The 21,556-nt window shown below is 75.1% G+C and carries 19 protein-coding genes and 2 pseudogenes; 9 read left to right on the top strand and 12 right to left on the bottom strand.

Going from position 1 to position 21,556, the window contains the following annotated elements:
• Positions 1-124 precede the first annotated feature (124 nt).
• Together C593_RS0111130 and trpS are read right to left on the bottom strand one after the other, a co-directional pair.
• Positions 125-703 (bottom strand): 2'-5' RNA ligase family protein, encoded by a 579-nt coding sequence (locus C593_RS0111130; RefSeq protein WP_026277580.1) that lies wholly within the window; start codon positions 701-703, stop codon positions 125-127.
• Positions 704-918: 215 nt separating this feature from the next.
• Positions 919-1,911, bottom strand: a complete 993-nt coding sequence (gene trpS / locus C593_RS0111135; RefSeq protein ID WP_026277581.1) for a tryptophan--tRNA ligase — start codon at positions 1,909-1,911, stop codon at positions 919-921.
• 256 nt (positions 1,912-2,167) lie between these two features.
• Between trpS and rocD the strand changes: the two genes are divergently transcribed.
• Positions 2,168-3,412 carry an ornithine--oxo-acid transaminase gene (rocD, locus tag C593_RS0111140; protein ID WP_018847384.1) on the top strand — a complete coding sequence of 415 codons (1,245 nt, stop codon included), beginning with the start codon at positions 2,168-2,170 and terminating at the stop codon, positions 3,410-3,412.
• A 180-nt stretch (positions 3,413-3,592) separates the two neighbouring features.
• On the opposite strand, the gene C593_RS0111145 is transcribed toward rocD, so the two are convergent.
• On the bottom strand, positions 3,593-4,774 hold the full coding sequence (locus C593_RS0111145; RefSeq protein WP_018847385.1) for a glutathionylspermidine synthase family protein: 1,182 nt from the start codon (positions 4,772-4,774) through the stop codon (positions 3,593-3,595).
• A 7-nt stretch (positions 4,775-4,781) separates the two neighbouring features.
• A complete protein-coding gene (locus C593_RS0111150; protein WP_026277582.1) occupies positions 4,782-5,054 on the bottom strand; it encodes a hypothetical protein in 273 nt (90 codons plus the stop codon).
• Between the two features lie 542 nt (positions 5,055-5,596).
• Here C593_RS0111150 and C593_RS0111155 point away from each other — a divergent pair.
• Positions 5,597-6,469, top strand: a complete 873-nt coding sequence (locus C593_RS0111155; RefSeq protein WP_051093676.1) for a hypothetical protein — start codon at positions 5,597-5,599, stop codon at positions 6,467-6,469.
• Between the two features lie 167 nt (positions 6,470-6,636).
• Here C593_RS0111155 and C593_RS0111160 read toward each other — a convergent pair whose 3' ends face one another.
• Positions 6,637-7,998 carry a hypothetical protein gene (locus C593_RS0111160; protein WP_018847388.1) on the bottom strand — a complete coding sequence of 454 codons (1,362 nt, stop codon included), beginning with the start codon at positions 7,996-7,998 and terminating at the stop codon, positions 6,637-6,639.
• A 114-nt stretch (positions 7,999-8,112) separates the two neighbouring features.
• Between C593_RS0111160 and C593_RS29430 the strand changes: the two genes are divergently transcribed.
• On the top strand, positions 8,113-9,765 hold the full coding sequence (locus tag C593_RS29430) for a molybdopterin-dependent oxidoreductase (protein ID WP_018847389.1): 1,653 nt from the start codon (positions 8,113-8,115) through the stop codon (positions 9,763-9,765).
• Between the two features lie 340 nt (positions 9,766-10,105).
• Here C593_RS29430 and C593_RS0111180 read toward each other — a convergent pair whose 3' ends face one another.
• The 3 genes and pseudogenes from C593_RS0111180 to C593_RS29435 form a co-directional block, all read right to left on the bottom strand.
• Positions 10,106-10,885 (bottom strand): class I SAM-dependent methyltransferase, encoded by a 780-nt coding sequence (locus C593_RS0111180; protein WP_018847390.1) that lies wholly within the window; start codon positions 10,883-10,885, stop codon positions 10,106-10,108.
• Positions 10,882-11,499, bottom strand: coding sequence for a DUF2064 domain-containing protein (locus tag C593_RS0111185; protein WP_018847391.1), 618 nt, complete (start codon positions 11,497-11,499; stop codon positions 10,882-10,884). The genes C593_RS0111180 and C593_RS0111185 overlap by 4 nt, the downstream gene beginning before the upstream one ends.
• A gap of 587 nt (positions 11,500-12,086) precedes the next feature.
• A pseudogene (locus tag C593_RS29435) lies at positions 12,087-12,782 on the bottom strand (glycosyltransferase family 2 protein); the annotation flags it as partial.
• A 123-nt stretch (positions 12,783-12,905) separates the two neighbouring features.
• Here C593_RS29435 and C593_RS29440 point away from each other — a divergent pair.
• The gene (locus tag C593_RS29440) at positions 12,906-13,703 is read left to right on the top strand and encodes a response regulator transcription factor (RefSeq protein WP_018847393.1); all 798 of its coding nucleotides are present in this window, start codon (positions 12,906-12,908) and stop codon (positions 13,701-13,703) included.
• Positions 13,696-14,811 carry a sensor histidine kinase gene (locus C593_RS0111200; protein WP_018847394.1) on the top strand — a complete coding sequence of 372 codons (1,116 nt, stop codon included), beginning with the start codon at positions 13,696-13,698 and terminating at the stop codon, positions 14,809-14,811. The genes C593_RS29440 and C593_RS0111200 overlap by 8 nt, the downstream gene beginning before the upstream one ends.
• A 405-nt stretch (positions 14,812-15,216) precedes the next feature.
• Here C593_RS0111200 and C593_RS0111205 read toward each other — a convergent pair whose 3' ends face one another.
• A complete protein-coding gene (locus C593_RS0111205) occupies positions 15,217-16,236 on the bottom strand; it encodes an NAD-dependent epimerase/dehydratase family protein (RefSeq protein ID WP_018847395.1) in 1,020 nt (339 codons plus the stop codon).
• A 229-nt stretch (positions 16,237-16,465) separates the two neighbouring features.
• Here C593_RS0111205 and C593_RS0111210 point away from each other — a divergent pair, with 229 nt between their 5' ends.
• A complete protein-coding gene (locus C593_RS0111210; RefSeq protein WP_018847396.1) occupies positions 16,466-17,032 on the top strand; it encodes a DM13 domain-containing protein in 567 nt (188 codons plus the stop codon).
• Between the two features lie 96 nt (positions 17,033-17,128).
• On the opposite strand, the gene pdxR is transcribed toward C593_RS0111210, so the two are convergent.
• Positions 17,129-18,556, bottom strand: a complete 1,428-nt coding sequence (pdxR, locus tag C593_RS0111215; protein ID WP_018847397.1) for a MocR-like pyridoxine biosynthesis transcription factor PdxR — start codon at positions 18,554-18,556, stop codon at positions 17,129-17,131.
• 46 nt (positions 18,557-18,602) lie between these two features.
• On the opposite strand from pdxR, the gene C593_RS0111220 reads away from it, so the two are divergent.
• Together C593_RS0111220 and C593_RS29445 are read left to right on the top strand one after the other, a co-directional pair.
• Positions 18,603-19,109, top strand: coding sequence for a carboxymuconolactone decarboxylase family protein (locus C593_RS0111220; RefSeq protein ID WP_018847398.1), 507 nt, complete (start codon positions 18,603-18,605; stop codon positions 19,107-19,109).
• Between the two features lie 10 nt (positions 19,110-19,119).
• A pseudogene (locus C593_RS29445) lies at positions 19,120-19,392 on the top strand (isocitrate lyase/phosphoenolpyruvate mutase family protein); the annotation flags it as partial.
• A gap of 258 nt (positions 19,393-19,650) precedes the next feature.
• On the opposite strand, the gene C593_RS0111230 reads toward C593_RS29445, so the two are convergent.
• Both C593_RS0111230 and C593_RS0111235 read right to left on the bottom strand, forming a co-directional pair.
• The gene (locus tag C593_RS0111230) at positions 19,651-19,857 is read right to left on the bottom strand and encodes a DUF397 domain-containing protein (protein ID WP_018847400.1); all 207 of its coding nucleotides are present in this window, start codon (positions 19,855-19,857) and stop codon (positions 19,651-19,653) included.
• Positions 19,854-20,717, bottom strand: a complete 864-nt coding sequence (locus tag C593_RS0111235) for a Scr1 family TA system antitoxin-like transcriptional regulator (RefSeq protein WP_018847401.1) — start codon at positions 20,715-20,717, stop codon at positions 19,854-19,856. The genes C593_RS0111230 and C593_RS0111235 overlap by 4 nt, the downstream gene beginning before the upstream one ends.
• Before the next feature lie 147 nt (positions 20,718-20,864).
• On the opposite strand from C593_RS0111235, the gene C593_RS0111240 reads away from it, so the two are divergent.
• On the top strand, positions 20,865-21,314 hold the full coding sequence (locus C593_RS0111240; RefSeq protein WP_026277584.1) for an ATP-binding protein: 450 nt from the start codon (positions 20,865-20,867) through the stop codon (positions 21,312-21,314).
• The last annotated feature ends 242 nt before the right edge of the window (positions 21,315-21,556 follow it).

A 21,556-nucleotide genomic window follows, 5' to 3' on the forward strand; every position in this document is an offset into this window, starting at 1 on the left:
CGGGGCCCGGGACGAAGGACCCGCCGGAGCCCCGGGACACGGGATACGGGACCCGCCGGGACCCCGGGACAAGGGCCCGCCGGGGACAAGGGCCCGCGGGGGCCCGGCGCCCGGGGCGGCGGGCTCAGGTGGTCGCGTGCTCGTCGACCGGTGAGCCCTGGGCGGGCACCCCGGCGATCCCGCCGCCGAAGGCGAAGGTGCGCAGCTTGCGCCAGACCGCGTCCGGGCCCTGCTCGTAGAGGGCGAAGGAGGCGCACGTCCACTGGGCCGCGTACTCGGACAGCTCCTCGTACGCCCGGTCCATCGCCTCCTCGGAGATGCCGTGGGCGACGGTGACGTGCGGGTGGTACGGGAACTGGAGCTCGCGCACCAGGGGCCCCGAGGCGTCCCGGACCCGCTTCTGGAGCCAGGAGCAGGCGGAGCCGCCCTCGACGACCTGGACGAAGACGACGGGCGACAGCGGGCGGAAGGTGCCCGTGCCGGAGAGCCGCATCCGGAACGGACGGCCGGCCGCGGCCACGGCCGCGAGATGCGCCTCGACGGCGGGCAGCAGCAGGGCGTCGACCTCGGTCGGCGGCAGCAGGGTGACGTGTGTCGGGATGCCGTAGGCAGCGGGGTCGCCGAAGCCCGCGCGGCGCTCCTGGAGCAGGCTGCCGTGTGGCTCCGGGACCGCGATCGAAACGCCGAGCGTTACGGTCCCCACGTCGTTCTCCTTGGTCTTCGTGCCGGAAGGTCCGGTACCGGGTCGGTTGTGGTGGTGCAGCGCCAGTGTGGCGGGTGCACCCGCGTCGTGGCCAGAGTCCTTGGTCACGGCCCGGGCGGCCCCCGCACGGACGTGCCGGTTCCGTGACGGCCCGGTGACGGGGCGCTGCGCCGGCGGGGGCGGTGCGGCGGCCCGGACGGCCGCCGCACGGGTGCTCAGTGCTTCGCGGGGAGGAATCCCACCCTCTCGTATGTGCTGGCCAGGGTCTCGGCGGCGACCGCGCGGGCCTTCTCCGCTCCCTTGGCCAGGATGGAGTCCAGCGTCTCGGTGTCGTCCAGGTATTCCTGGGTGCGGGTCCTGAACGGTGTGACGAAGTCGACCATCACCTCGGCGAGGTCGGTCTTGAGCGCACCGTAGCCCTTGCCCTCGTAGTTCTGCTCCAGAACCGGGACGGGTGTACCCGTGAGGGTGGACAGGATGGAGAGGAGGTTGCTGACGCCGGGCTTGGCCTCCGGGTCGAAGCGGATCACGGTGTCGGTGTCGGTGACCGCGCTCCTGACCTTCTTCGCCGTGGCCTTGGGCTCGTCGAGCAGGTTGATCAGGCCCTTGGGCGTGGAGGCGGACTTGCTCATCTTGATCGCCGGGTCCTGGAGGTCGTAGATCTTGGCGACCTCCTTGAGGATGTGCGGCCTCGGGACGGTGAAGGTGGCGCCGAAACGGCCGTTGAAGCGCTCGGCGAGGTCCCGGGTGAGCTCGATGTGCTGGCGCTGGTCCTCACCGACCGGCACCTCGTTCGCCTGGTACAGCAGGATGTCCGCGATCTGCAGGATCGGGTACGTGAACAGCCCGACGGACGCGCGGTCCGCGCCCTGCCTGGCCGCCTTGTCCTTGAACTGCGTCATCCGGGACGCCTCGCCGAAGCCGGTGAGGCAGTTCATCACCCAGGCGAGCTGCGCGTGCTCGGGCACGTGGCTCTGCACGAACAGGGTGCAGCGCTCGGGGTCGAGTCCGGCGGCGAGCAGCTGGGCGACCGCGAGCCGGGTGTTGGCGCGCAGCTCGGCGGGGTCCTGCGGGACCGTGATCGCGTGCAGGTCCACGACCATGTAGAACGCGTCGTGCGTCTCCTGGAGCGCCACCCACTGGCGGACCGCGCCGAGGTAGTTGCCGAGGTGGAAGGAGCCCGCGGTGGGCTGGATCCCGGAGAGCACACGGGGACGCCGCGCGGCGGCGGAGCCGCCACCCCGCTGGGGGTGGTGCTGCTCGGCGGCGAAGGGCGGAAGGTCAGACGAGGCCATGCACATCATTCTCTCAGGTGCGCCGCGCGCCCCGGGACGGGCGGGGCGGGGGCGTTGCCCTTCGGGCGGGGGCTGCGGGCGGGCGCCGGGCGCGTACGGGGTGTCCCCCCACGGGCGGCGAGCGACGATGGAACGGAGGGACGGTACGCACCGACGATCGGAGCAGCCTGTGTCGACCACCACGTCTTCCGCGTCAGCGGCGTCCGGGGGCACGTCCCGGGACGCCTTCGCGCATGCCGAGGCCCACTGCGCGCACACGTACCAGCCCCTGCCGGTCGTCGTCGCCTCGGCCGAGGGCGCGTGGATGACCGACGTCGAGGGGCGGCGGTACCTGGACCTGCTGGCCGGGTACTCGGCGCTGAACTTCGGGCACGGCAACCACCGGCTGATCGACGCGGCGAGGGCGCAGCTCGACCGGCTGACGCTCACCTCGCGCGCCTTCCAGCACGACCGCTTCGGGGACTTCTGCGAGCAGCTCGCCGAACTGTGCGGCATGGACACGGTGCTGCCCATGAACACCGGCGCGGAGGCGGTGGAGACGGCCGTGAAGACCGCCCGGAAGTGGGGCCGCCAGGTCAAGGGCGTCCCGGACGGCCAGGCGAAGATCGTGGTCGCGGGCAACAACTTCCACGGCCGGACGACGACCCTGATCAGCTTCTCCACCGACCACGAGGCCCGCGCGGACTTCGGTCCGTACACCCCGGGCTTCGAGATCGTGCCGTACGGGGACCTGACCGCGATGGAGGCGGCCGTGTCGGCGAACACGGTGGCCGTGCTGCTGGAGCCGGTACAGGGCGAGGCCGGGGTGGTCGTGCCGCCGGCCGGCTACCTGCCCGCCGTGCGGCGGCTCACGCGCGAGCGCGGGGTGCTCTTCGTCGCCGACGAGGTCCAGTCCGGTCTGGGGCGCACCGGCCGGACCTTCGCGTGCGAGCACGAGGGCGTCGCCCCGGACGTGTACGTGCTCGGCAAGGCGCTGGGCGGCGGGGTGGTACCGGTCTCGGCGGTGGTCTCCTCGCGGGAGGTGCTCGGCGTGTTCCGGCCGGGCGAGCACGGGTCGACCTTCGGCGGGAACCCGCTGGCGTGCGCGGTGGCCCTGGAGGTGATCGCGATGCTGCGCACCGGCGAGTACCAGCGACGGGCGGCCGATCTCGGCGGCCATCTGCACCGTGAGCTGCGCACCTGGCACGACGAGGGGCTGGTGGACGCGGTGCGCGGCCGCGGGCTGTGGGCGGGGATCGACGTCCCGGCGGCGGTGGGCACCGGGCGGGAGGTGTCGGAGCGGCTGATGGACCGGGGTGTGCTGGTGAAGGACACCCACGGCGCGACGATCCGCCTCGCGCCCCCGCTGGTGATCTCCCGGGAGGACCTGGACTGGGGGCTGGCGCAGTTGCGGGCGGTGCTGGCGGAGAGGTGAGGGGGGCGGGGCCCGGGGGCGCCCCGCGCGGGCGGGAGCCCGGCGCGGGCGGGGCCCGGGGTCGGGTGGGCCCAGGACCCGGGCCGGGTGTGGCGTCCGGGCCCGGGCGCGGGGTGGTCCCGGGCCTGGGCCGGGCGTGGCGTCCGGGCCAGGCCCGGGACCACCCCGGGCCCGGACGCGCTAGAGGATGACGTGCGGGAGGAAGCGGGCGTAGCCGTCGGTGACCGGGCCCGCGGACTCTCGGATGCCGAGGCCGGCCGCCTCGTTCTCGACCACCCACGCGCCGAGGACCACCCGGTTGCCGTCGAAGTCGGGCAGCGGCGCCAGCTCCTGGTAGCAGGACGGCTCGCCGGGCCGCGCCGGCACCTCGCCGGGCTGGTGCAGCGTGACCCCGGCGCCCTCCCGGCCGAGCAGCGGTTTGGCCGCCCAGCCGGGCCCGTCGGCCAGTTCACGCGGCCCGTCGAGATAGGCGGCGAGAAGGTTCGGGTGCCCCGGGTACAGGTCCCACAGGATCGCGAGCAGCGCCTTGTTGGACAGCAGCATCTTCCAGGCGGGCTCGATCCAGCAGGTGGTGCCGGTGCCGCCGCCGTTGTCCAGGGTGTCCAGGACGTGCGGGCCGAAGTCGTCGGTGACCAGCCACTCCCACGGGTAGAGCTTGAAGCAGCTCCGGATGAACCGCAGCCGCTCGTCGACGAAGCGCCCGGAGATCCGGTCCCAGCCGATGCGTTCGACGGACAGCGCCTCGGTCTCGATGCCCGCCTGCTCGGCGGTCTCGCGCAGATACGCGACGGTCATCAGGTCCTCGCCGCACTCGTCCCCGTCGGTGTGCGCGAAGTGCACCGGGCCGGGAGGGAGCAGCGGGGCCTGGCGCCGCCAGGCCGCGACGAGGCGTTCATGGAGGGAGTTCCACTGGTCGGCACCAGGGAACCGTTCCTCCATCCAGAACCACTGCGGGCTCGCCGCCTCGACGAGCGAGGTCGGGGTGTCGGCGTTGTACTCCAGCATCCGGGCGGGCCCGGTGCCGTCGTAGTGCAGGTCGAACCGGCCGTAGAGGGACGGCAGTTCGTCGCGCCGCCGCCAGGACTCGGTGATGTGGGCGACGACGCGCGGGTCGGTGATGCCCAGCTCGGCGAATCGGTTCTTCTCGACGATGTGCGCCGCGGCCGCCAGCGACATGGCGTGCAGCTCCTCGACGACCTCCTCCAGCGCCTCGACCTCCGGGAGGCTGAACTCGTAGTAGGCGCTCTCGTCCCAGTAGGGACGCAGGGAGCCGTCCGGGTGGCGGGTGAGCGGATAGATGCAGCCCTGTGCCTCGACGGTCTGCTGCCAGCCGGGGCGGGGCTCGGTGGTACGGCGTCGCACGGCGCGATCAGCCCCCGCCCGAGCCGGACTTGCCGAAGCCGCCGCGGCTGACGGCCGACTTGTCGAAGCTGCCGCCGTTGACCTTGCCGTCGCTGACGGTGCCGCCGTAGTAGTACTTACCGCCGCCACCCCCTCCGGCACCGCCGGTGCCGGTCGAGCCGCCGCTGCGGCACTTGGAGTCGGGCAGCACGTCGTACGACACCGGGTCGACGCAGCGCTTGTCCGGGTCGGAGCCGCAGGCGGCGAGGGTGGCCGCGAGCAGGCCCACCCCGCCGAGCACGACCGTGCCGGAGCGGAGCCTGCGGCGCCGCGGCGGGCGTGCGGTGCGTGTGTCGTGCCCGGCGTGCGCGCCGGGTCCGGCGGGCACACCGCTGTCCGCGCGCCCCTGTGCGCGGGTCGTGCTGTTCGTGCTGTTCGTGCTGGTCATACCGGAACTCCCCCGTCCCGTTCGTCCCGCCCGTGCGTGGCGCGGCGCGTGTGGAGCGCCGTGCTCACGGGCCTTGCTGATGCCGTGCCGGGCGGGACGGGGGCGCGGGTGCGCGCCCTCCCCCGCCGTCCGTACGGGACGGCGCCGTCGCGGCCCGGGCGTACCGAATTCTGCCGGACGCCCCCGCTCCGGCCAGTGCCCGGCCCCGGCAGTCTTCGCCGCCCGGCCGCTGCTCACGACCGGCAGTGCGCCGGGCCGGTACGGGGCGCGGGGGCCGGTGCGGGACGCCAAGGCCGGTACGGGACGCCGGGGCCGGTGCGGGACGCCGGGGCCGAGGTGCGGCGGTCCCCCGGTGGCCCGGCCCCGCTGCCTAGAGTCCCCTCGTGCTCCTCGGGATGATCTGCGCGCTCGCCTCGGCCGTCTGCTACGGCACGGCCTCCGTCCTCCAGGCCATGGCCGCGCGCAGCGCCGCCCCCGGCACCGGCTCGGGCGTCGACGCGGCGCTGCTGCTGCGGGCGCTGCGCCAGTGGCGCTACCTCGTCGGACTGTCGCTGGACGGCGCGGGGTTCGTGCTCCAGGTCGTCGCCCTGCGCGCGCTGCCGATCTACGCGGTCGGGGCGGCGCTCGCCGCGAGCCTCGCGGTCACGGCCGTGGTCGCGGCGCGGCTGATGCGCATCCGGCTGAAGCGCGCCGAGTGGGCGGCGGTCGCCGGGGTCTGCGTCGGCCTGGCGCTCCTCGGCCTCGCCGCCGGCCACGAGGGCGACCGGGCGGGCTCGGACGCGCTGCGCTGGTCGATGCTCGGCGCGGCGGTGGGCGTCCTCGTCCTGGGCGCGTTCGCGGGACGGCTCCCGGCCAAGCCGCGGGCCCTGGTGCTGGGCCTGGGGTCGGGCTTCGGGTTCGGTGTGGTGGAGGTGTCGGTGCGGCTCGTCGACTCGGTCGCACTGCCCGGGCTGTTCGCCAACCCGGCCCTGTACGCGCTGCTGCTCGGCGGCGGGGCGGCGTTCCTGCTGCTGACCTCGGCGCTGCAACGCGGTTCGGTGACCACCGCAACGGCGGGCATGGTCATCGGCGAGACGATCGGCCCCGCTCTGATCGGCGTCGTCTGGCTGGGCGACCGCACCCGCGAGGGCCTGGCCCCGCTGGCCGTCGCGGGCTTCACCATCGCGGTCGCGGGCGCCCTCGCCCTGGCCCGCTTCGGCGAACCCCCGGCCCAGCCGGACGGCGGGAGGGACGACGCCCGGAACGACGGAGCCCCGTCAGCCGGGTGAGCACACGGCGCGCCCGCGACCAGGAGCCGGCAGGGCCCGGACAGCACCCGGTGGCGCTCCCGGCGATGTGTCCGGCCCGCACGCGGCGGCGCGTCCGGCCCGGGCCCGGCGGCGCACCGGCGGCGCACCCGGTCGTCCTCACGCCCGGCCCGGCCGGCGAAGGAGCCTCACCAGCCCGTGCGCAGCAGGTGGTTGACCAGCAGAGCGAGCACCACCTGTGCGCCGAGCCACGCCCGCGCGCCGGGCAGGTAGGCGCAGGCGGGCAGCAGCCACAGGGCGAACGGCAGCCAGATCCGCTCGGTCTCCGCCTTGCTCATCCCGGAAAGGTCGGCCACGACGACGGCCAGCAGCGCGGCGGCCACGAGCACGGCCAGACGGGCGGCGGACGCGGCAGGACCGCCCGTCCCGGGCGGGGTGAGCGCCCGGCCGCGTTCCGCCGCCAGCACGCAGGCGGTGCGGCGCAGGCCGGCTGCCGTCGCGAAGCCGGTGATGACCACCGTGCAGGCGAGGTTGGCCCACACCCAGTAGCCGTACGGCCGGATACCGCCCGCCCCCTGGTGGTATCGCTCGACCAGCAGGCGGTACGCCTCCCACCAGTCGAATCCGGCAGCCGTGAACGCGGCGGGGACCACGGCCGCACCGGCGGCGAACCAGGCCAGGAGGACCGGCCGTTCGCGCACCGCCCGCCGTCCGAGCAGCAGCACCGCTCCCGCGATCAGGGCGAACAGGGTGAGCCCGTAGGAGAGATAGCAGGTCAGTCCGAACAGCAGGCCCGCGGCCGCGGCGGGGAGTACGGCCCGCCGGGTGACGGCGATCATCAAAAGGGCGACGGTCCAGCAGGCGACCGCGGCGAACCAGCCGTCCGCAGACGTCCCGACCCAGACCGCGGCGGGCGCCAGGGCGAGGAACGGGGCGGCCCGGCGGGCGAGTTCCTCACCGGCCGCGAGGCGCACGGTGACGAGGACGGCCGCCGCCGCCGACGCGCCGAGGAGGATGCACCAGACCCCGGCCCATGCGCCCCCGCCCAGACCGACCCGGTCGAGCAGCACGAACGTCAGCGGTGCGGCGGGGGGATGACCGGCGACATGGGCGGGCCAGTTGTCGGGGGCGTCGATCAGGATGTGCCCGTTGAAGCCGCGCAGGGCCGCCGGGATGTCGGCGAAACGGTCGATCACCTGGAGGTACTCGTGGCGGGTGGTCAGCTTCGCCGCGACCCCGCGCTGCCAGCCGTCGACGAGGGCCAGGGAGAAGGTCCACGCGGTCGCCGTCCCCCACACGGCCCACGGCATGATGCGCCAGGGCAGCCGGGCGGCGAGCCCGGGGCCGTACGCCACGCCGGCGACCGCGATCGCGACGGCGGGCACGGTGCCCGGCCCGGTATGGGGGTCCCAGTCGGCGAGCAGCGGAGGCCAGTCGACGAAGAGCGTGCCGTCGGAGTTCTGGAGGTGGTGGCCGACGAGTACGGCCACCAGCAGGAGGAGGCCGGCGGCGAGGGCGGCGAGGAGGTCACGCAGGACGGGGCGGGTCACGAGGGGAACGCTAGGCGCGGACGGGCCCTCAGGAGGCAGCGGCGGAGCCGACGTCAGCGTTTCGTCACGAGTCGGACCCGCCCGCAAGGGGTGTGGGCGGCCTACGGTCGGCGCATGCGCGACCTCCGGCTCCCCACCTCTCCGGCCTTCTGGCGCAGTCCCCTGCGCGGGCCCGTCCTCACGTCCGTGCTCGGTGCCGTCCTGCTCGTCGGCATGCCCGTCCTCTTCCTCACCGGGCTCCTCTCGTACGCCGCCTACAACCCGGACCTGGCGGCGGTCAACGACAAGACCCCCGACAAGGGACTGCTGGGCTTCTACCTCTTCTCCTGGCCCACCGACCCGCCGTGGCTGTACCGGCTGAACCAGGGCGTCCACGTCACGCTGGGGATCACGCTGGTGCCCGTGCTGCTCGCCAAACTGTGGTCGGTGGTGCCGAAGCTGTTCGCGCTGCCGCCGGTGCGCTCCCTCACGCACGGCCTGGAGCGGCTCTCGCTGCTCCTCCTGGTCGGCGGGGCGCTGTTCCAGTTCGCCACCGGGCTGCTCAACATCCAGCTGGACTACGTGTTCCCGGGTTCGTTCTACCGGCTCCACTTCTACGGTGCGTGGGTCTTCCTGGCGGGCCTGGCGGCCCATGTGGTGCTCCGGGCGCCTGTCGCGCTGCGGACACTGCGGGAGCTGCGCGCGGAACGGCCGCAGCGCCGGGGGACGTGGCGGGAGGAGGCGGCGGGGCCGGAGGCCGGACCGGGACCGGGACCGGTTCCGGGACCCGGGAAGGAGGACGCGCCGGGGCAGGTTCCGGGCCCCGAGAAGGAGGACGAGCCGGGGCAGGAGGCGGCGCCGGGTCCGGTTCCGGGACCCGGTAAGGGGGACGAGCGGAGTCCGGCGGCACCAGGGGAAGCCGGGCCGGAACCGGCCACACCCCGAGAACCGGGACCGGGACCGGGACCACGGGGGCCGGCAGCGCCTCCGGAACCGGAACCGGAACCGGCCGGACCGCCGGCAGCCCAGGCGGAGACGGCCCCGCCGCCCAAGGCTGGGCCGGGACCGGCCGGACCGCCGCCGGCCGAGGCGGAGGCGGCTCCGCCCCCCGAACCGGACCCGAAACCGGACCGGGACGCGCCGACCGTGTCACGGCGCGGGGCGCTCGCGTTCGTCGGCGGCGCGTCCCTGCTGCTGTTCGTGACGACCGTGGGCCGGAACTCCGACGCCCTGCGCGCCACGGCCGTCCTGGCGCCGCACGGCGGTCCGGAGCCGGGTCGGGGACCGGGAGCGTTCCAGATCAACAAGACGGCCGCCTATGCCGAAATCCGTCCCGCCGAGGTCCGGGACGAAATGTGGCGGCTGTCGGTCACCGGCCCCGCGGGCACCGTCCGGCTGCGCCGGACGGACCTGCTGGAACTCCCGCTGCACCGCGCCTCCCTGCCGATCGCCTGCGTCGAGGGGTGGTCGACCTCCGACCAGGACTGGCGCGGTGTGCGGCTGCGGGACCTTGCCGCGCTCGCCGGACACGATCCGGACGACCCGCCGGGGGTCCTGGTCACCTCCCTCCAGCGGCGCGGCGCGTTCCGGCAGGCGGCCCTGCGCGACAACCAGGTGCTCGACCCCCTGTCCCTGCTCGCGCTGGAGGTCAACGGGGCCCCGCTCACCGCCGACCACGGCTATCCGGCCCGGGTGATCGTCCCGGCCGCACCGGGGGTGCTCAACACCAAGTGGGTGACGGCGCTCTCGTTCGGCGACGCGGCGCTGCGCGACGGGGGCCGCTCGTGAGCCGCCTTCCGGGACGTCCGCGCCCGGCCCTTCGCGGTCCGCTGCTCCCGCTCCTGCTCCTGCTCCTGTTCGCGGCGTCGTTCGCCCTCGCCGGGTACGCGGGTGTGCGCATGGTGGCAGGGGACGAACCGGGTCTGGTGGTGCTCTGGTTCGTGGGGGCGGTCGTGCTCCACGACCTCGTGCTGCTGCCCCTGTACTCCCTGGCGGACCGCGCCCTGGTGGGCGGGGCGCGGGCCCTCGGGCACCGGGAGGCGGTCGGATACGTCCGTGTCCCGGCGGCGCTCTCCGCGCTGCTGCTGCTGCTCTGGTTCCCGCTGATCAGCGGGCGGGTGGCCGAACGCTACGAGACGGCGACGGGACTGCCGGGCGACGGCTTCGCGGAACGCTGGCTGCTGGTGACGGCCGCGCTGTTCGCGGGGTCGGCGGCCCTGCTGGCGCTGCGGTTGCGCAGGGCGGCGAAGCACCGGCCGCCCACCGACCACTGACCGGCCGGCAGCCAGCCGAGACGCGTGGCGTGCCGGAGCAGCGCCGGTGTGCCGAGCCGGGCCCACGGGAACGCCGTACCCGCCGGCGCTCCCGGCCGCGCATCACGGACGAGGCGTACGTGCGCGCTCTCGTCCACGTCCACGGGCGCGGTCTCGGCGATCAGGACTCCGTCCGGCGCGAGGACGGCCGCCAGCCGTCGCAGCAGCGCCTGGGGCTCGCCGCCGATGCCGAGGTTCCCGTCGAGCAGCAGCACGGTGCCCCAGCGGCCCTCGCCCGGCAGGGGCTCGAAGACCGAACGCCGCAGCGCCTGGCCGCCCGTGGCCGCCGTCCGGGCGACGGCCTCCGGGCTGACGTCGATGCCGAGGACGGTACGTCCACGGGCCGCCAGTTCCCCGACCAGCCGGCCCGGGCCGCAGCCGACGTCGAGGACCGTGCCCCTGCAGCGTGCGAGGACCGTCAGATCGGCCTCGTCGGGTCCGGAGCACCAGCGTTCGACCTCCAGGGGCAGCAGCCAGCCGTCCCCGCGGCGCAGGAACAGCGGACCGTGTCCGGTGCGCAGCGCGTCCGCGTACGGCTCGGCGTTCCACGAGGCCGACGCCGCCGCACAGGCCGGCCTGCTGGTCGCGGAGGTCATCGTCCGCCCTCCCCGGTCAGCGCGGCCAGAGCCGCGGCGAACGCGCCGTGCGGCGCCCGTGCCGCCACCGCGAACGCGTCCTCGGCCGTGTCCACGTCCCGCAGGCAGGGAAGTTTGCGGACCGTCAGTCCGGCCTCGACGAGCCGGGAACGCTGGGCCGCGCCCGTGTGGCCGGTCGACATCGGGACGCCGCGCAGCAGGGCGGGATCGGGCTCGGCGAGGCCCAGGGCCCAGAAGCCGCCGTCCTCGGCGAGCCCGAGGCACGCCTCCCCGCTCGCCAGCCGGAGCGTCAGCAGCTCGGGGGTGACCTGCGGGGTGTCCATGCCGATGAGGAGCGCGGGGCCCGCGCAGAGGCCGAACGCGGCGGCCAGCCGCTCGTCGAGCCCGCCGGCGCACTGCGGCACGACGTCGACCCCCGGGGGGAGCCAGGGGCCGGGGCGGCCGTCGAGAACCAGGACGCGCCGGTCGGCCGGTGTGCGGGCGACGGCCCCGAGGGTGTCCGCGAGGCAGGCGGCCGCGAGGTCCGCGGCCTGGGCGGGGGTCCAGGGCGGGGTGAGCCGGGTCTTCACCCGGCCGGGTACCGGCTCCTTCGCGATCACGAGAAGTGTCGTCACCGGCTGCCTCCCCGCGCCGCACCCGGACCGGGACGCGGCGCAGGACCCGGGCCGGGCCCCGGTTCCGGCCCGGGGCCGCGCTCGGGCCGGGGGCCGCGTTCAGGCTGCGGCCCGGGCTCCGGAGCTGGCCGCACGGCGGCCGCCGTGCCCGGAGGCCCGGGGTCCAGCGCCGGTTCCGGCTCGGGCCCCGGTTCCGGCCCGGGACGGCGTTCAGGCCCGGAGTCGCGTTCAGGCCCGGGGCCGCGTTCAGGCCCGGGGCCGCGATCGGGCCCGGGGCGGCGCTCGGGCCCGGGGCCCGGTTCCGGCCGCCCGGCGGCCGCCGTGCCCGGAGAGCCGGGGTTCAGCGCCGGTTCCGGCTCGGGGTCCGGTTCCGGCCCGGGTCGGCGTTCAGGCCCGGGGTCGCGATCCGGCCCGGGCCCCGGTTCCGGCCCGGGACGGCGTTCAGGCCCGGGGTCGCGATCCGGCCCGGGCCCCGGTTCCGGCCCGGGACGGCGTTCAGGCCCGGGACCGCGTTCGGGCCCGGGGTCGCCTTCCCGCTGCGGCCCGGGCTCCGGCGCCGCCCGCCCGCCGGCCCCCGCGCCCCGAGCCGGTTCGCGGGGGCCGGTGGCGGGCGCGGGCTCGGCGAGCACCCGCCGCATGTCCCGCACCGCGTGCCAGGTGCCCCGCCAGGTGCCGGTCACCTTCGACGACCCGGCCCGGGGCCGGTAGGGCACGTCGTGCTCGGCGATCCGCCAGCCGGCGTCGGCCGCCCTGACGACCATCTGGAGCGGATACCCGCTGCGCCGGTCGTCGAGCCCCAGGGCGATCAGCGGCTCCCGCCGGGCCGCCCGCAGCGGGCCGAGGTCGTGCAGCCGTAGCCCGGTGCGGCGCCGCAGCATGCGGGCGAGGACCAGGTTGCCCACCCGGGCGTGCACGGGCCACGCACCACGGCCCTGGGGGCGCCTGCGGCCGAGGACGAGGTCGGCCGCCCCCGCGCGTACCTCCTCGACGAACGGGACCAGCAGGGCGGGATCGAGCGAGGCGTCGCAGTCGCAGAAGCAGACCACGTCGGCGCGGGCGGCACGGAGACCGGCGTCGCAGGCGGCTCCGAAGCCGCGCCGGGGCTCGTGCACCACCGTGGCGCCCAGGTCCCGGGCGATGCCGGCCGAACCGTCGGTGGAACCGTTGTCCACGACGATGGCGCGCCAGCCTTCCGGCACCCGGTCGAGGACCCAGGGCAGCGCCGCGGCCTCGTCGAGACAGGGCAGCACGATGTCTGCGGGAGGTACGGAGTGGATCGTCACCCGCCTCACCCTACGAATCAGATCCGGACAAATCGGGCCAGGCGTGCTTACGAAACGAGGACGTCGGCGGTCTCGGAGCGACGCGGCGGTCCGCCACCGCGCGGGGAGTGCGAGGCTGAGGCCATGGAGCAGCCCCTCGCCCCGGCCACGGATCCCGACCGTCCCGCCCGGGTTCTCGTCGTCGACGACGACCCCACCGTCGCGGAGGTGGTCGCCGGCTACCTCACCCGCGCGGGCTACGCGGTCGACCTCGCCGCCGACGGGCCCGCGGCACTGGAGAGCGCCGGGGTCCGGTGGCCGGATCTGGTGGTCCTCGACCTGATGCTGCCGGGCATGGACGGCCTGGAGGTCTGCCGGCGGCTGCGCGGCCGGGCCCCGGTGCCGGTGGTCATGCTCACCGCCCGCGGCGACGAGGAGGACCGGATCCTGGGCCTCGAAGTGGGCGCCGACGACTACGTGACCAAACCGTTCAGCCCGCGGGAACTGACGCTCCGCGTCGGGTCGGTGCTGCGGCGGTCCCTCCCGCCGCGCACGGCCCCGCCGCTCACCTCCACCGGTATCCACATGGACACCGCCGCACGGACGGCGTCCAGGAACGGCGCGCGGCTCGCCCTGACCCTGCGCGAGTTCGACCTGCTCGCGTTCTTCCTGCGGAATCCCGGCCGGGCCTTCTCGCGGGAGGAGCTGATGCGCGCGGTGTGGGGCTGGGACTTCGGCGACCTGTCCACGGTGACCGTCCATGTGCGCCGCCTGCGCGGCAAGATCGAGGACGACCCGGCCAGGCCGAGCCTGATCCGGACGGTCTGGGGGGTCGGCTACCGCTTCGAGCCCGCCGCCGCCGAACACGCCGCGAACGGGGACGACGCCGAGGGGGACGAACGTCCGCGCGGCGGCCGGGTGGAAGGGGAACGGCGTGCGTGACATCCTCCTCATCGCCCTGTACGCCCTGCTGGGCGCCGGCGCCGCCGGGGCGGCCGGGACACTGGCCCTGGTTCCGCTGCGCCGTCGGTCGCTGACCGCCTCGCTGGCCGTCGTCACCGCCGTCGCGGTGGCCGCGATGCTCGCGGGCACGCTCAGCGTCTGCTGGGCGATGTTCCTGTCGCCGCACGACCTCGCCGTGGTCACGACCGTCGTCGCTATGGCGGCCGTGGTGTCCCTGGCCACGGCACTTCTGCTGGGCCGCTGGGTGGTGGCCCGCAGCCACGATCTGCGCCGGGCGGCCCGGTCCTTCGGCGCGGACGGCGGTTTCGAGACGCCCGCCGGCCCCATGACCGCCGAGCTGGCCGCGCTCGGCGCCGAACTCAGCGCCACCAGTGAGCGCCTGGCCGCGTCACGGGCCCGCGAGCAGGCTCTGGAGTCCTCGCGCCGGGAGCTGGTCGCGTGGATCTCGCACGACCTGCGCACTCCACTGGCGGGACTACGGGCGATGGCCGAGGCGCTGGAGGACGGCGTCGCCGCGGACCCCGACCGCTATCTGCGCCAGATACGGCTGGAGGTGGAGCGCCTGAACGGCATGGTCGGCGACCTCTTCGAACTGTCCCGCATCCACGCCGGGGCGCTCGTGCTCGCGCCCGTCCGCGTCTCGCTCGACGACCTGGTGGAGGAGGCGCTGGCCGGGGCCGACCCGCTGGCGCGCAAGCGGGGCGTCCGGCTCGTGGGCCGCTGTGACGAGACGCTGCCCGTGACGGTGGACAGCCGGGAGATGAGCCGGGTCCTCGGCAATCTCCTCGTCAACGCCATCCACCGGACCCCGGAGGACGGCACGGTGGCCGTGGCGGCGGAACGGGGAGGCGACGGTGCGGTGGTCCTGACCGTGAGCGACGGATGCGGGGGGATTCCCGAGGACGACCTCCCCCGTGTCTTCGACACGGGGTGGCGGGGCAGTGACGCGCGCACCCCGCCGGCCGGCGCCGGGCTCGGCCTGGCGATCGTGCGCGGGATCGTGGAGGCGCACCGGGGGCGGGCGAGCGTACGCAACGTCCCCGGCGGCTGCCGCTTCGAGATCACGCTGCCGGCCGCCGCCGGGTGAGCGGCCGGTCCCGTGCGGGGCGGGCGGATGCGCGCTGACGGGCGGGCGGCCGCGGGGCGGACGGACGGCCCGGCCGCGCGCCAGGGGCTCTCCCGACCCGGGCTGTTGGCCCCGCGCGGGCGGGCGGTTGGGACGCCCGCGCACCGGCGGCGCGCGTCCCACGTGCCCCACGGGGGCGGGAGCGAGCACGGGAGCACGGGCCCGGGGCCACGGGCCCGGGAGCAGGGCCACGAGCTTGGCCACGAGTCCCGGAGCAGGGCCACGGGCGCGCAAGCACGGGCACGGCCACGGCCCGGGGGCACGGACGCGCAAGCACGGCCACGGGCACGGGGGCACGGGCGCGCAAGCACGGGAACGGCCACGGGCACGGCCCGGGAGCACGGGCGGTGCGCGCCGCCGGTGGGCTCAGACGTCCTCGTCCCCCCGCAGGGGCGCCCCCGCGAACTCGGCGATGCCCTCGGCGAAGCCGACGCGCGGACGCCAGCCCAGTTCGTCCCGCAGACGGGACGAGTCGGCCGTGATGTGGCGGACGTCGCCGAGCCGGTACTCGCCCGTGACCACCGGGAGCGGGCCGTCTGCGGCCTCCGCGAGTTCCCGGGCCATCTCCCCCACCGTGCGGGGCTCGCCGCTCCCCGTGTTGTAGACGCGCAGCAGCCCGTCGGCGGAAGCGGACCCGGTCGCGGTCACCGCGGCGGCGTTGGCCGCCGCCACGTCCCGCACGTGCACGAAGTCCCGGCGCTGCCCGCCGTCCTCGAACACGCGCGGGGCCTCGCCCCGGGCGAGGGCGGAGCGGAAGAACGACGCCACTCCCGCGTAGGGCGTGTCCCTCGGCATGCGGGGGCCGTAGACGTTGTGGTAGCGCAGGGAGACGGCGCCGCCCCCGGTGGCACGGGCCCAGGCGGCCGCCAGGTGCTCCTGGGTGAGTTTGGTCGTCGCGTACACGTTGCGGGGGTCCACCGGCGCGTCCTCCGTGACGAGGCCCGGGGCGAGGGCGTCGCCGCACACCGGGCAGCGGGGCTCGAAACGCCCCGCGTCGAGGTCGGACGCCCGCCGGGGGCCCGGCCGGACCGTACCGTGGCGCCCGCACTCGTACCGCCCCTCCCCGTACACCACCATCGAGCCGGCCAGCACCAGCCGGCCGACGCCCCGTTCCGCCATGGCGCTCAGCAGGACGGCCGTGCCGAGGTCGTTGTGGGAGACGTAGTCCGGCGCGTCAGCGAAGCCGGAACCGAGCCCGACCATGGCGGCCTGGTGGCACACGGCGTCGACACCGCCGAGGGCCTTCGCGACCGCCCGGTGGTCCCTGACGTCCTCCGTCGCGTCCGTGCGGATGTCGAACGCCACGGGTTCGTGGCCCTGTTCCGCCAGGGCCTCGACGACGTGGGACCCGATGAAACCGGCGCTGCCGGTGACCAGTACTCGCATGGTCCCCACCCTAGGAATGGCGCGACGGCCTGCGGCTGAGCCCGGCCGGGATGTCACGACCCGGTAAGGAGCGGCGGTGGCACCCGCACCGGCACCGGCGGTAGCGGCACGGCACCGGCACCGGCACCGGCACCGGCGTAAGGGTTTCGTCATCCCGCCCCGGCCCGTTCCCGGCTCCGCCTCGCGTTGAATGGGGGCATCCGCAGCAGACGCACGAAGGAGCACCGGCATGGCAGGCAGACGACGTGGATGGTGGACGGCACTGGGCACGGCCGCCGTCCTGGTCATCGGAGCGGGGCTGTACTGGTTCCAGCCGTGGAAGCTGTGGCAGGACACGAGGGTGGACGAGTCCCTGGCCGGGGTCGTGGAGCCCGCCGCGACGGGCACCCCGGCGCCCGCCGCGTCCGGCACGCCCGACGCGCCCGCCCAGGACACCGGGCCCCGGACGCTCGCGGGCGGCGAGCTGATCAGCCATGAGCACACCACGACCGGCGCGGTGAAGCTCGTCCGCCTCGCCGACGGCTCCCACGTCGTCCGCCTGGAGAACCTGGACACCAGCAACGGCCCGGACCTGCGCGTCCTGCTGACGGACGCCCCGGTCAAGGAGGGCAAGGCCGGCTGGCACGTCTTCGACCAGGGCAAGCACGTCAGCCTCGGCAAGCTCAAGGGCAACAAGGGCAGTCAGAACTACCGCGTACCCGAGGGCATCGACCTGGCCGCCTACAGCAGCGTCAGCATCTGGTGCGACCGCTTCGACGTCTCCTTCGGCGCGGCGGAGCTGACCGGGGCGGTGTGACACCGGGGCGGGCCCGTCGCGTACAACCGGGGCGGGCCCGTCGCGTACAACCGGGGCGGGCCGGTCGCGTACGAAGTCCGGCGCCCCCGGCGTGCCTCAACGCCCGCTCGCCCGCAGCACCTCGCACAGCACCTCCAGCGTGCCCGCCCAGGCGCTGTCGGACGGGGTGCCGTAACCGACGACCAGCCCCTCGGGGGCCGGGAGGTCCGCCGGGGCGGACGGATGGCGGAAGCGGGCCAGGCCCTCGACCCGGAGGCCCTGCCAGGCCGCGGCACGCAGGGCGGCCTGCTCGGTGCCCGGCGGGAGTTCGAGGACCGCGTGCAGCCCCGCGGCGATCCCGCTCACCCGGACCCGCGGAGCGCGTTGGGCCAGTACCGCCACCAGTTCGTCGCGCCGGCGCCGGTAGCGCAGCCGCATCCCGCGCACATGCCGGTCGTACGCGCCCGAGGCGATGAAGTCCGCCAGGGTGAGCTGGTCCAGGGCCCCGCAGGCCCACTCCTCGACGCCCTTGACCGCCAGCACCTCCGGCACCACGTCCGGCGGGAGCACCATCCAGCCGAGCCGCAGCCCCGGAGCGAGCGACTTGCTGGCCGTCCCCAGGTACACCACCCGGTCCGGGTCGAGCCCCTGGAGCGCGCCCACGGGCTGGCGGTCGTAGCGGAACTCGCCGTCGTAGTCGTCCTCCAGGACCAGACCGCCGGTGCGACGCGCCCAGTCGACGGCCGCGACCCGCCGGTCCGGGTGCAGCGCGCCGCCGAGCGGAAACTGGTGCGCCGGCGTCATCAGGACCGCGCCCGCGCCCCGCGTCCCCGCCAAGGCCTCGGTGCGCGTGCCCCGTTCGTCGAACGGCAGCGGGACGGTGGTCAGCCCCGCGCCCGTCAGCAGGTCCCAGTGGATGTCCAGCCCGTACGACTCGACGGCCGCCTCCCGGATGCGTCGCCGCCGCAGGACCGCGCCCATCAGCCGCAGGCCGTGCACGAAGCCCGCGCACACCACGATCTGCTCGGGAGCCGCGTGTACGCCCCGCGCCCGGGCGAGGTAGTCGGCGAGGACGTTCCGCAGTTCGACGCGCCCGTGCGGGCCGCCGTAGCCGAACGCCTCGTCCGGCGCGGCGTTCAGCGCCCGCCGGGCCGACGCCAGCCACTGGGCGCGCGGAAAGGAGGCCAGGTCGGGGCGGCCGGGCATCAGGCTGTACGCGGACCGGGCGCCGGCCCCCGCCCGGTCCGGGGCCGGCCCTCGCCTCGTCACGCGCGGCGGCGCGGACCGCTGGGCGACGCGCGTGCCCGAGCCCTGCCGGGCGGTGAGCCAGCCCTCGGCGACGAGTTCGCCGTAGGCGTCGGCGACCGTGTTGCGCGCGATGCCGAGGTCGGCCGCGAGGGTGCGGGACGACGGCAGCCGGGTTCCGGGCGCGAGCCTGCCACCGCGCACCGCCTCGCGCAGGGCGTCCGTCAGACCGGTGCGCAGCCGTGGACCGCGCAGTTCCAGGTGCAGGTCGGCGCCGAAAGTGGCCCATTGTTCGGTCATGGAACTGGACCATAGCGGGGTGCCACAGAGGCCGTACGGTCGAGGCATGACAACGCACACACACCCCACCGGTGACCTCGCCCCCGAGCACACCCCGCGCATCTCCGTCGCCGCGCTGCTGCCCGACGTCTACCAGGCCATGGTCAAGCTGGACACGGCCGCCGCGAAGGGGCTGGACCCGTTCCTGCTGGGGCTGGTGAAGATCCGCGCCTCGCAGCTCAACCACTGCGCCTTCTGCCTGGACATGCACACCAAGGACGCCCTGGCGGCGGGCGAGACGGTGGAGCGGATCATCCAGCTCAGCGCCTGGGAGGAGTCGCGGCACTTCTACACGGAGAAGGAGCTCGCGGCCATCGAGCTGACCGAGGCGGTGACCGTCCTGACCGACGGCTTCGTCCCCGACGAGGTCTACGAGAAGGCGGCGGCCCACTTCGAGGAGGCCGAACTCGCCCGGCTGATCGCCGCGATCACCGTCATCAACGTGTGGAACCGCTTCTCGGTGACCGGCCGCCTCGTCCCGGGCCACTACAAGCCCGGTTCACTGAAGCACTGAGGCGGGCGGCATGGCCAGGTGCGCGGTGGGGACGTTCCGCGCCCTGCACCACGGCCGCGCGGCGGACGAGCCGCTCGTCCTCCCCGGACCGCGGGAAGCGGCGAGCGCCCGCGCCTTCGCGGACGCGGGCTTCCCCGCCCTGACGACGCCGGGCACGGGGGTCGCGGCGTCGCTGGGGTACGCGGACGGGGACGCCCCCGCCGCGGAGATGTTCGCGGCCGTCGCCCGGATCGCCCGGGCCGTCGACGTACCCGTGAGCGCGGACGTGGAGGACTCGGACGGCACGACGACGGCGCTCAAGGCCCCCGGGCGGCACGCGGACTGACTGGCGGAGGTCCGCGCGCCTTGGCCTTGGCGAGGATGGCCGGCCCCTGCCTCCGCTTCGGCACTCGCTCCGATGTCCCAGGTGCGCGGTCGAACTCGCGCGTACGACCGGGTCGGTGGAGGACGGGGGCCGGGCGGGGCGGCGTAGCGCGTCTGCGCGCCTTGGGTCCCCGGGCCCGGCTGCGCGGCGGCGCAGCCGGGCCCGGGGACCCGGAGATCAGTTCCCGGCGGTGTGCGCGACGAAGTCCGCCCACGCGCCCGACGTGAACCCGAGCGCGGGGCCCGGCACGTTCTTTGAGTCCCGGACGTGGACCGCTTCGGCCTGCGTGGCGACTTCGACGCACTCAGGGCCGTCGTTGCTGCTGTAGCTGCTCTTGAACCAGACGAGGGCGGGGGCGGCTTCGCTTGAGGTCCTGGGGGTCATCTCTCTCCCAACGCTTTCTCAATGAAGGCCAGAGACTCCCGTGGGGTGAGAGCCTGAGACCGGAGGATTCCGTAGCGCAGCTCGATGATCCGGACCTCCTTCGGGTCGGAGATCATGCGGCTCGACAATTGCCCCTCCCAGTGCGCGACCGCCGTACCGTCGTGGAGCTTGAGGAGTTGGAACTGGCCTCCCATCCCCGCGTGGTCCTCCCTGTCCGTGGGCATCACCTGGATCTCGACGTGCCGTAACCGGGCTACGTCCAGCAGGTGTTCGAGCTGGCGACGCACCACCATTCTGCCTCCGAGCGGGCGCGCGATCGTCACCTCCTCCAGCACGAAGGTGAGCGTCGTGACCGGCTTTCGCTCCAGGATCCTCTGCCGTCCGAGGCGACCGGCGACGTGCCGGTCTACCTCATCGGGGCTGAAGGGTGGTCGGCGCATCTCGTACAGTGCGCGGGCGTACTCCTCGGTCTGCAGCAATCCGTGCAGGTTGTGGTTGCTGTACGCGCCGAGCTCCACCGCGTTGCGCTCCAGCTTCGCCAGGTCCCGGACCTTCTTCGGGTACCTCGCCTCCGCCACGTCCTCCTTCATCGCGGAGATCTTGCCGCCCGCGCCCAGGGCCTCGTCCGCCTTGTCCAGGAACTCCGGCTTGGGGATGCGCTTGCCGGTCTCGACCTTGTAGACCTGGTTCTCCCCGTAGCCGATCAGGGCGCCGAGCTCGGCCGCGCGCAGGCCCGCCGCCTCCCGCCACAGCCTGATCTGGCGTCCGACCGCAGCGACGACCGCGCCCGAGTCGTCGTCGTCCCACTCGACGTCCTCGCCCGGCTCGTCCGCCCCCGCCGCGGCGCTCCCGTTCGTCATACGACACCCGCCTCCGCCCGTCGTCCCCTCGTGTCGTCGGCGCACCGCCGGACATGGGTGGACAGGCCCGGACAACACCGGGACAGTCACGGTCCGTACACGCGGCGCTCTGTCCAGAGTAGGCACGGAATGACCACTCTGAGTGACGTGACCCAGAAAATCACCCGAACCGAATCCTCCGCTCCCGTGCGGCAGTTCACGGTCCTGCTCTCCCCCACCCGCCGGGGCGCGCGGCTCGCGCGACTGCTGACGGCCGCCCAGCTCGCCACCTGGGACGTGCCCGACGCGCCCGCGGACGCGGCAGCGCAGATCGTCGCCGAGCTGGCGGCGAACGCGATGACCCACGGCCGCGTGCCCGGCCGGGACTTCCGGCTGGAACTCGCCGTCGAGGACGGCGGGAAGCTGCTGCGGATCGCCGTCACCGACACCCGGGGCGACCGGCTCCCGCCCGCCCCCGGCACACCCCACGTCCCCGAAGCCGAATGCGAGTCCGGGCGCGGGCTGCTGATCGTGGAGGCGCTCGCCGACCGCTGGGGTGTCGCCGCCGGGACGGTGCCCCGGAAGACCGTCTGGGCGGAGCTCGACCTCGTTCCGTGACTGGTGGCACCGGATCGCGGCTACCCGCGACCCGGTCTTCCGCGACGCGGGCACCTGGGACGCAAAAGCTTGTAAGTACCGGGAAAAGAACCGGGAAACCACCCCACCCCACCCACCCGTTCACCACCTGAACCCCCGTCACCCTCGCGGGTGACTTTGTCCAATCGGACTGGATTTCGCGCGGGTTGGCGGGCATATGCTCGCCGCGACAACCACAGACATGCGTCGGCCCCCGGCCGGGA

Source organism: Streptomyces sp. CNT372 (genome assembly GCF_000377145.1).

Coding starts and splice junctions, on each gene's coding strand:
- C593_RS0111210 (WP_018847396.1), top strand. CDS start 16,466: ATGGCAGGCAGACGACGTGGATGGTGGACGGCACTGGGCACGGCCGCC.
- pdxR (WP_018847397.1), bottom strand. CDS start 18,556: ATGACCGAACAATGGGCCACTTTCGGCGCCGACCTGCACCTGGAACTG.
- C593_RS0111235 (WP_018847401.1), bottom strand. CDS start 20,717: ATGACGAACGGGAGCGCCGCGGCGGGGGCGGACGAGCCGGGCGAGGAC.
- C593_RS0111230 (WP_018847400.1), bottom strand. CDS start 19,857: ATGACCCCCAGGACCTCAAGCGAAGCCGCCCCCGCCCTCGTCTGGTTC.
- C593_RS0111155 (WP_051093676.1), top strand. CDS start 5,597: ATGATCTGCGCGCTCGCCTCGGCCGTCTGCTACGGCACGGCCTCCGTC.
- C593_RS0111220 (WP_018847398.1), top strand. CDS start 18,603: ATGACAACGCACACACACCCCACCGGTGACCTCGCCCCCGAGCACACC.
- C593_RS0111180 (WP_018847390.1), bottom strand. CDS start 10,885: ATGACCTCCGCGACCAGCAGGCCGGCCTGTGCGGCGGCGTCGGCCTCG.
- C593_RS29440 (WP_018847393.1), top strand. CDS start 12,906: ATGGAGCAGCCCCTCGCCCCGGCCACGGATCCCGACCGTCCCGCCCGG.
- C593_RS29430 (WP_018847389.1), top strand. CDS start 8,113: ATGCGCGACCTCCGGCTCCCCACCTCTCCGGCCTTCTGGCGCAGTCCC.
- C593_RS0111205 (WP_018847395.1), bottom strand. CDS start 16,236: ATGCGAGTACTGGTCACCGGCAGCGCCGGTTTCATCGGGTCCCACGTC.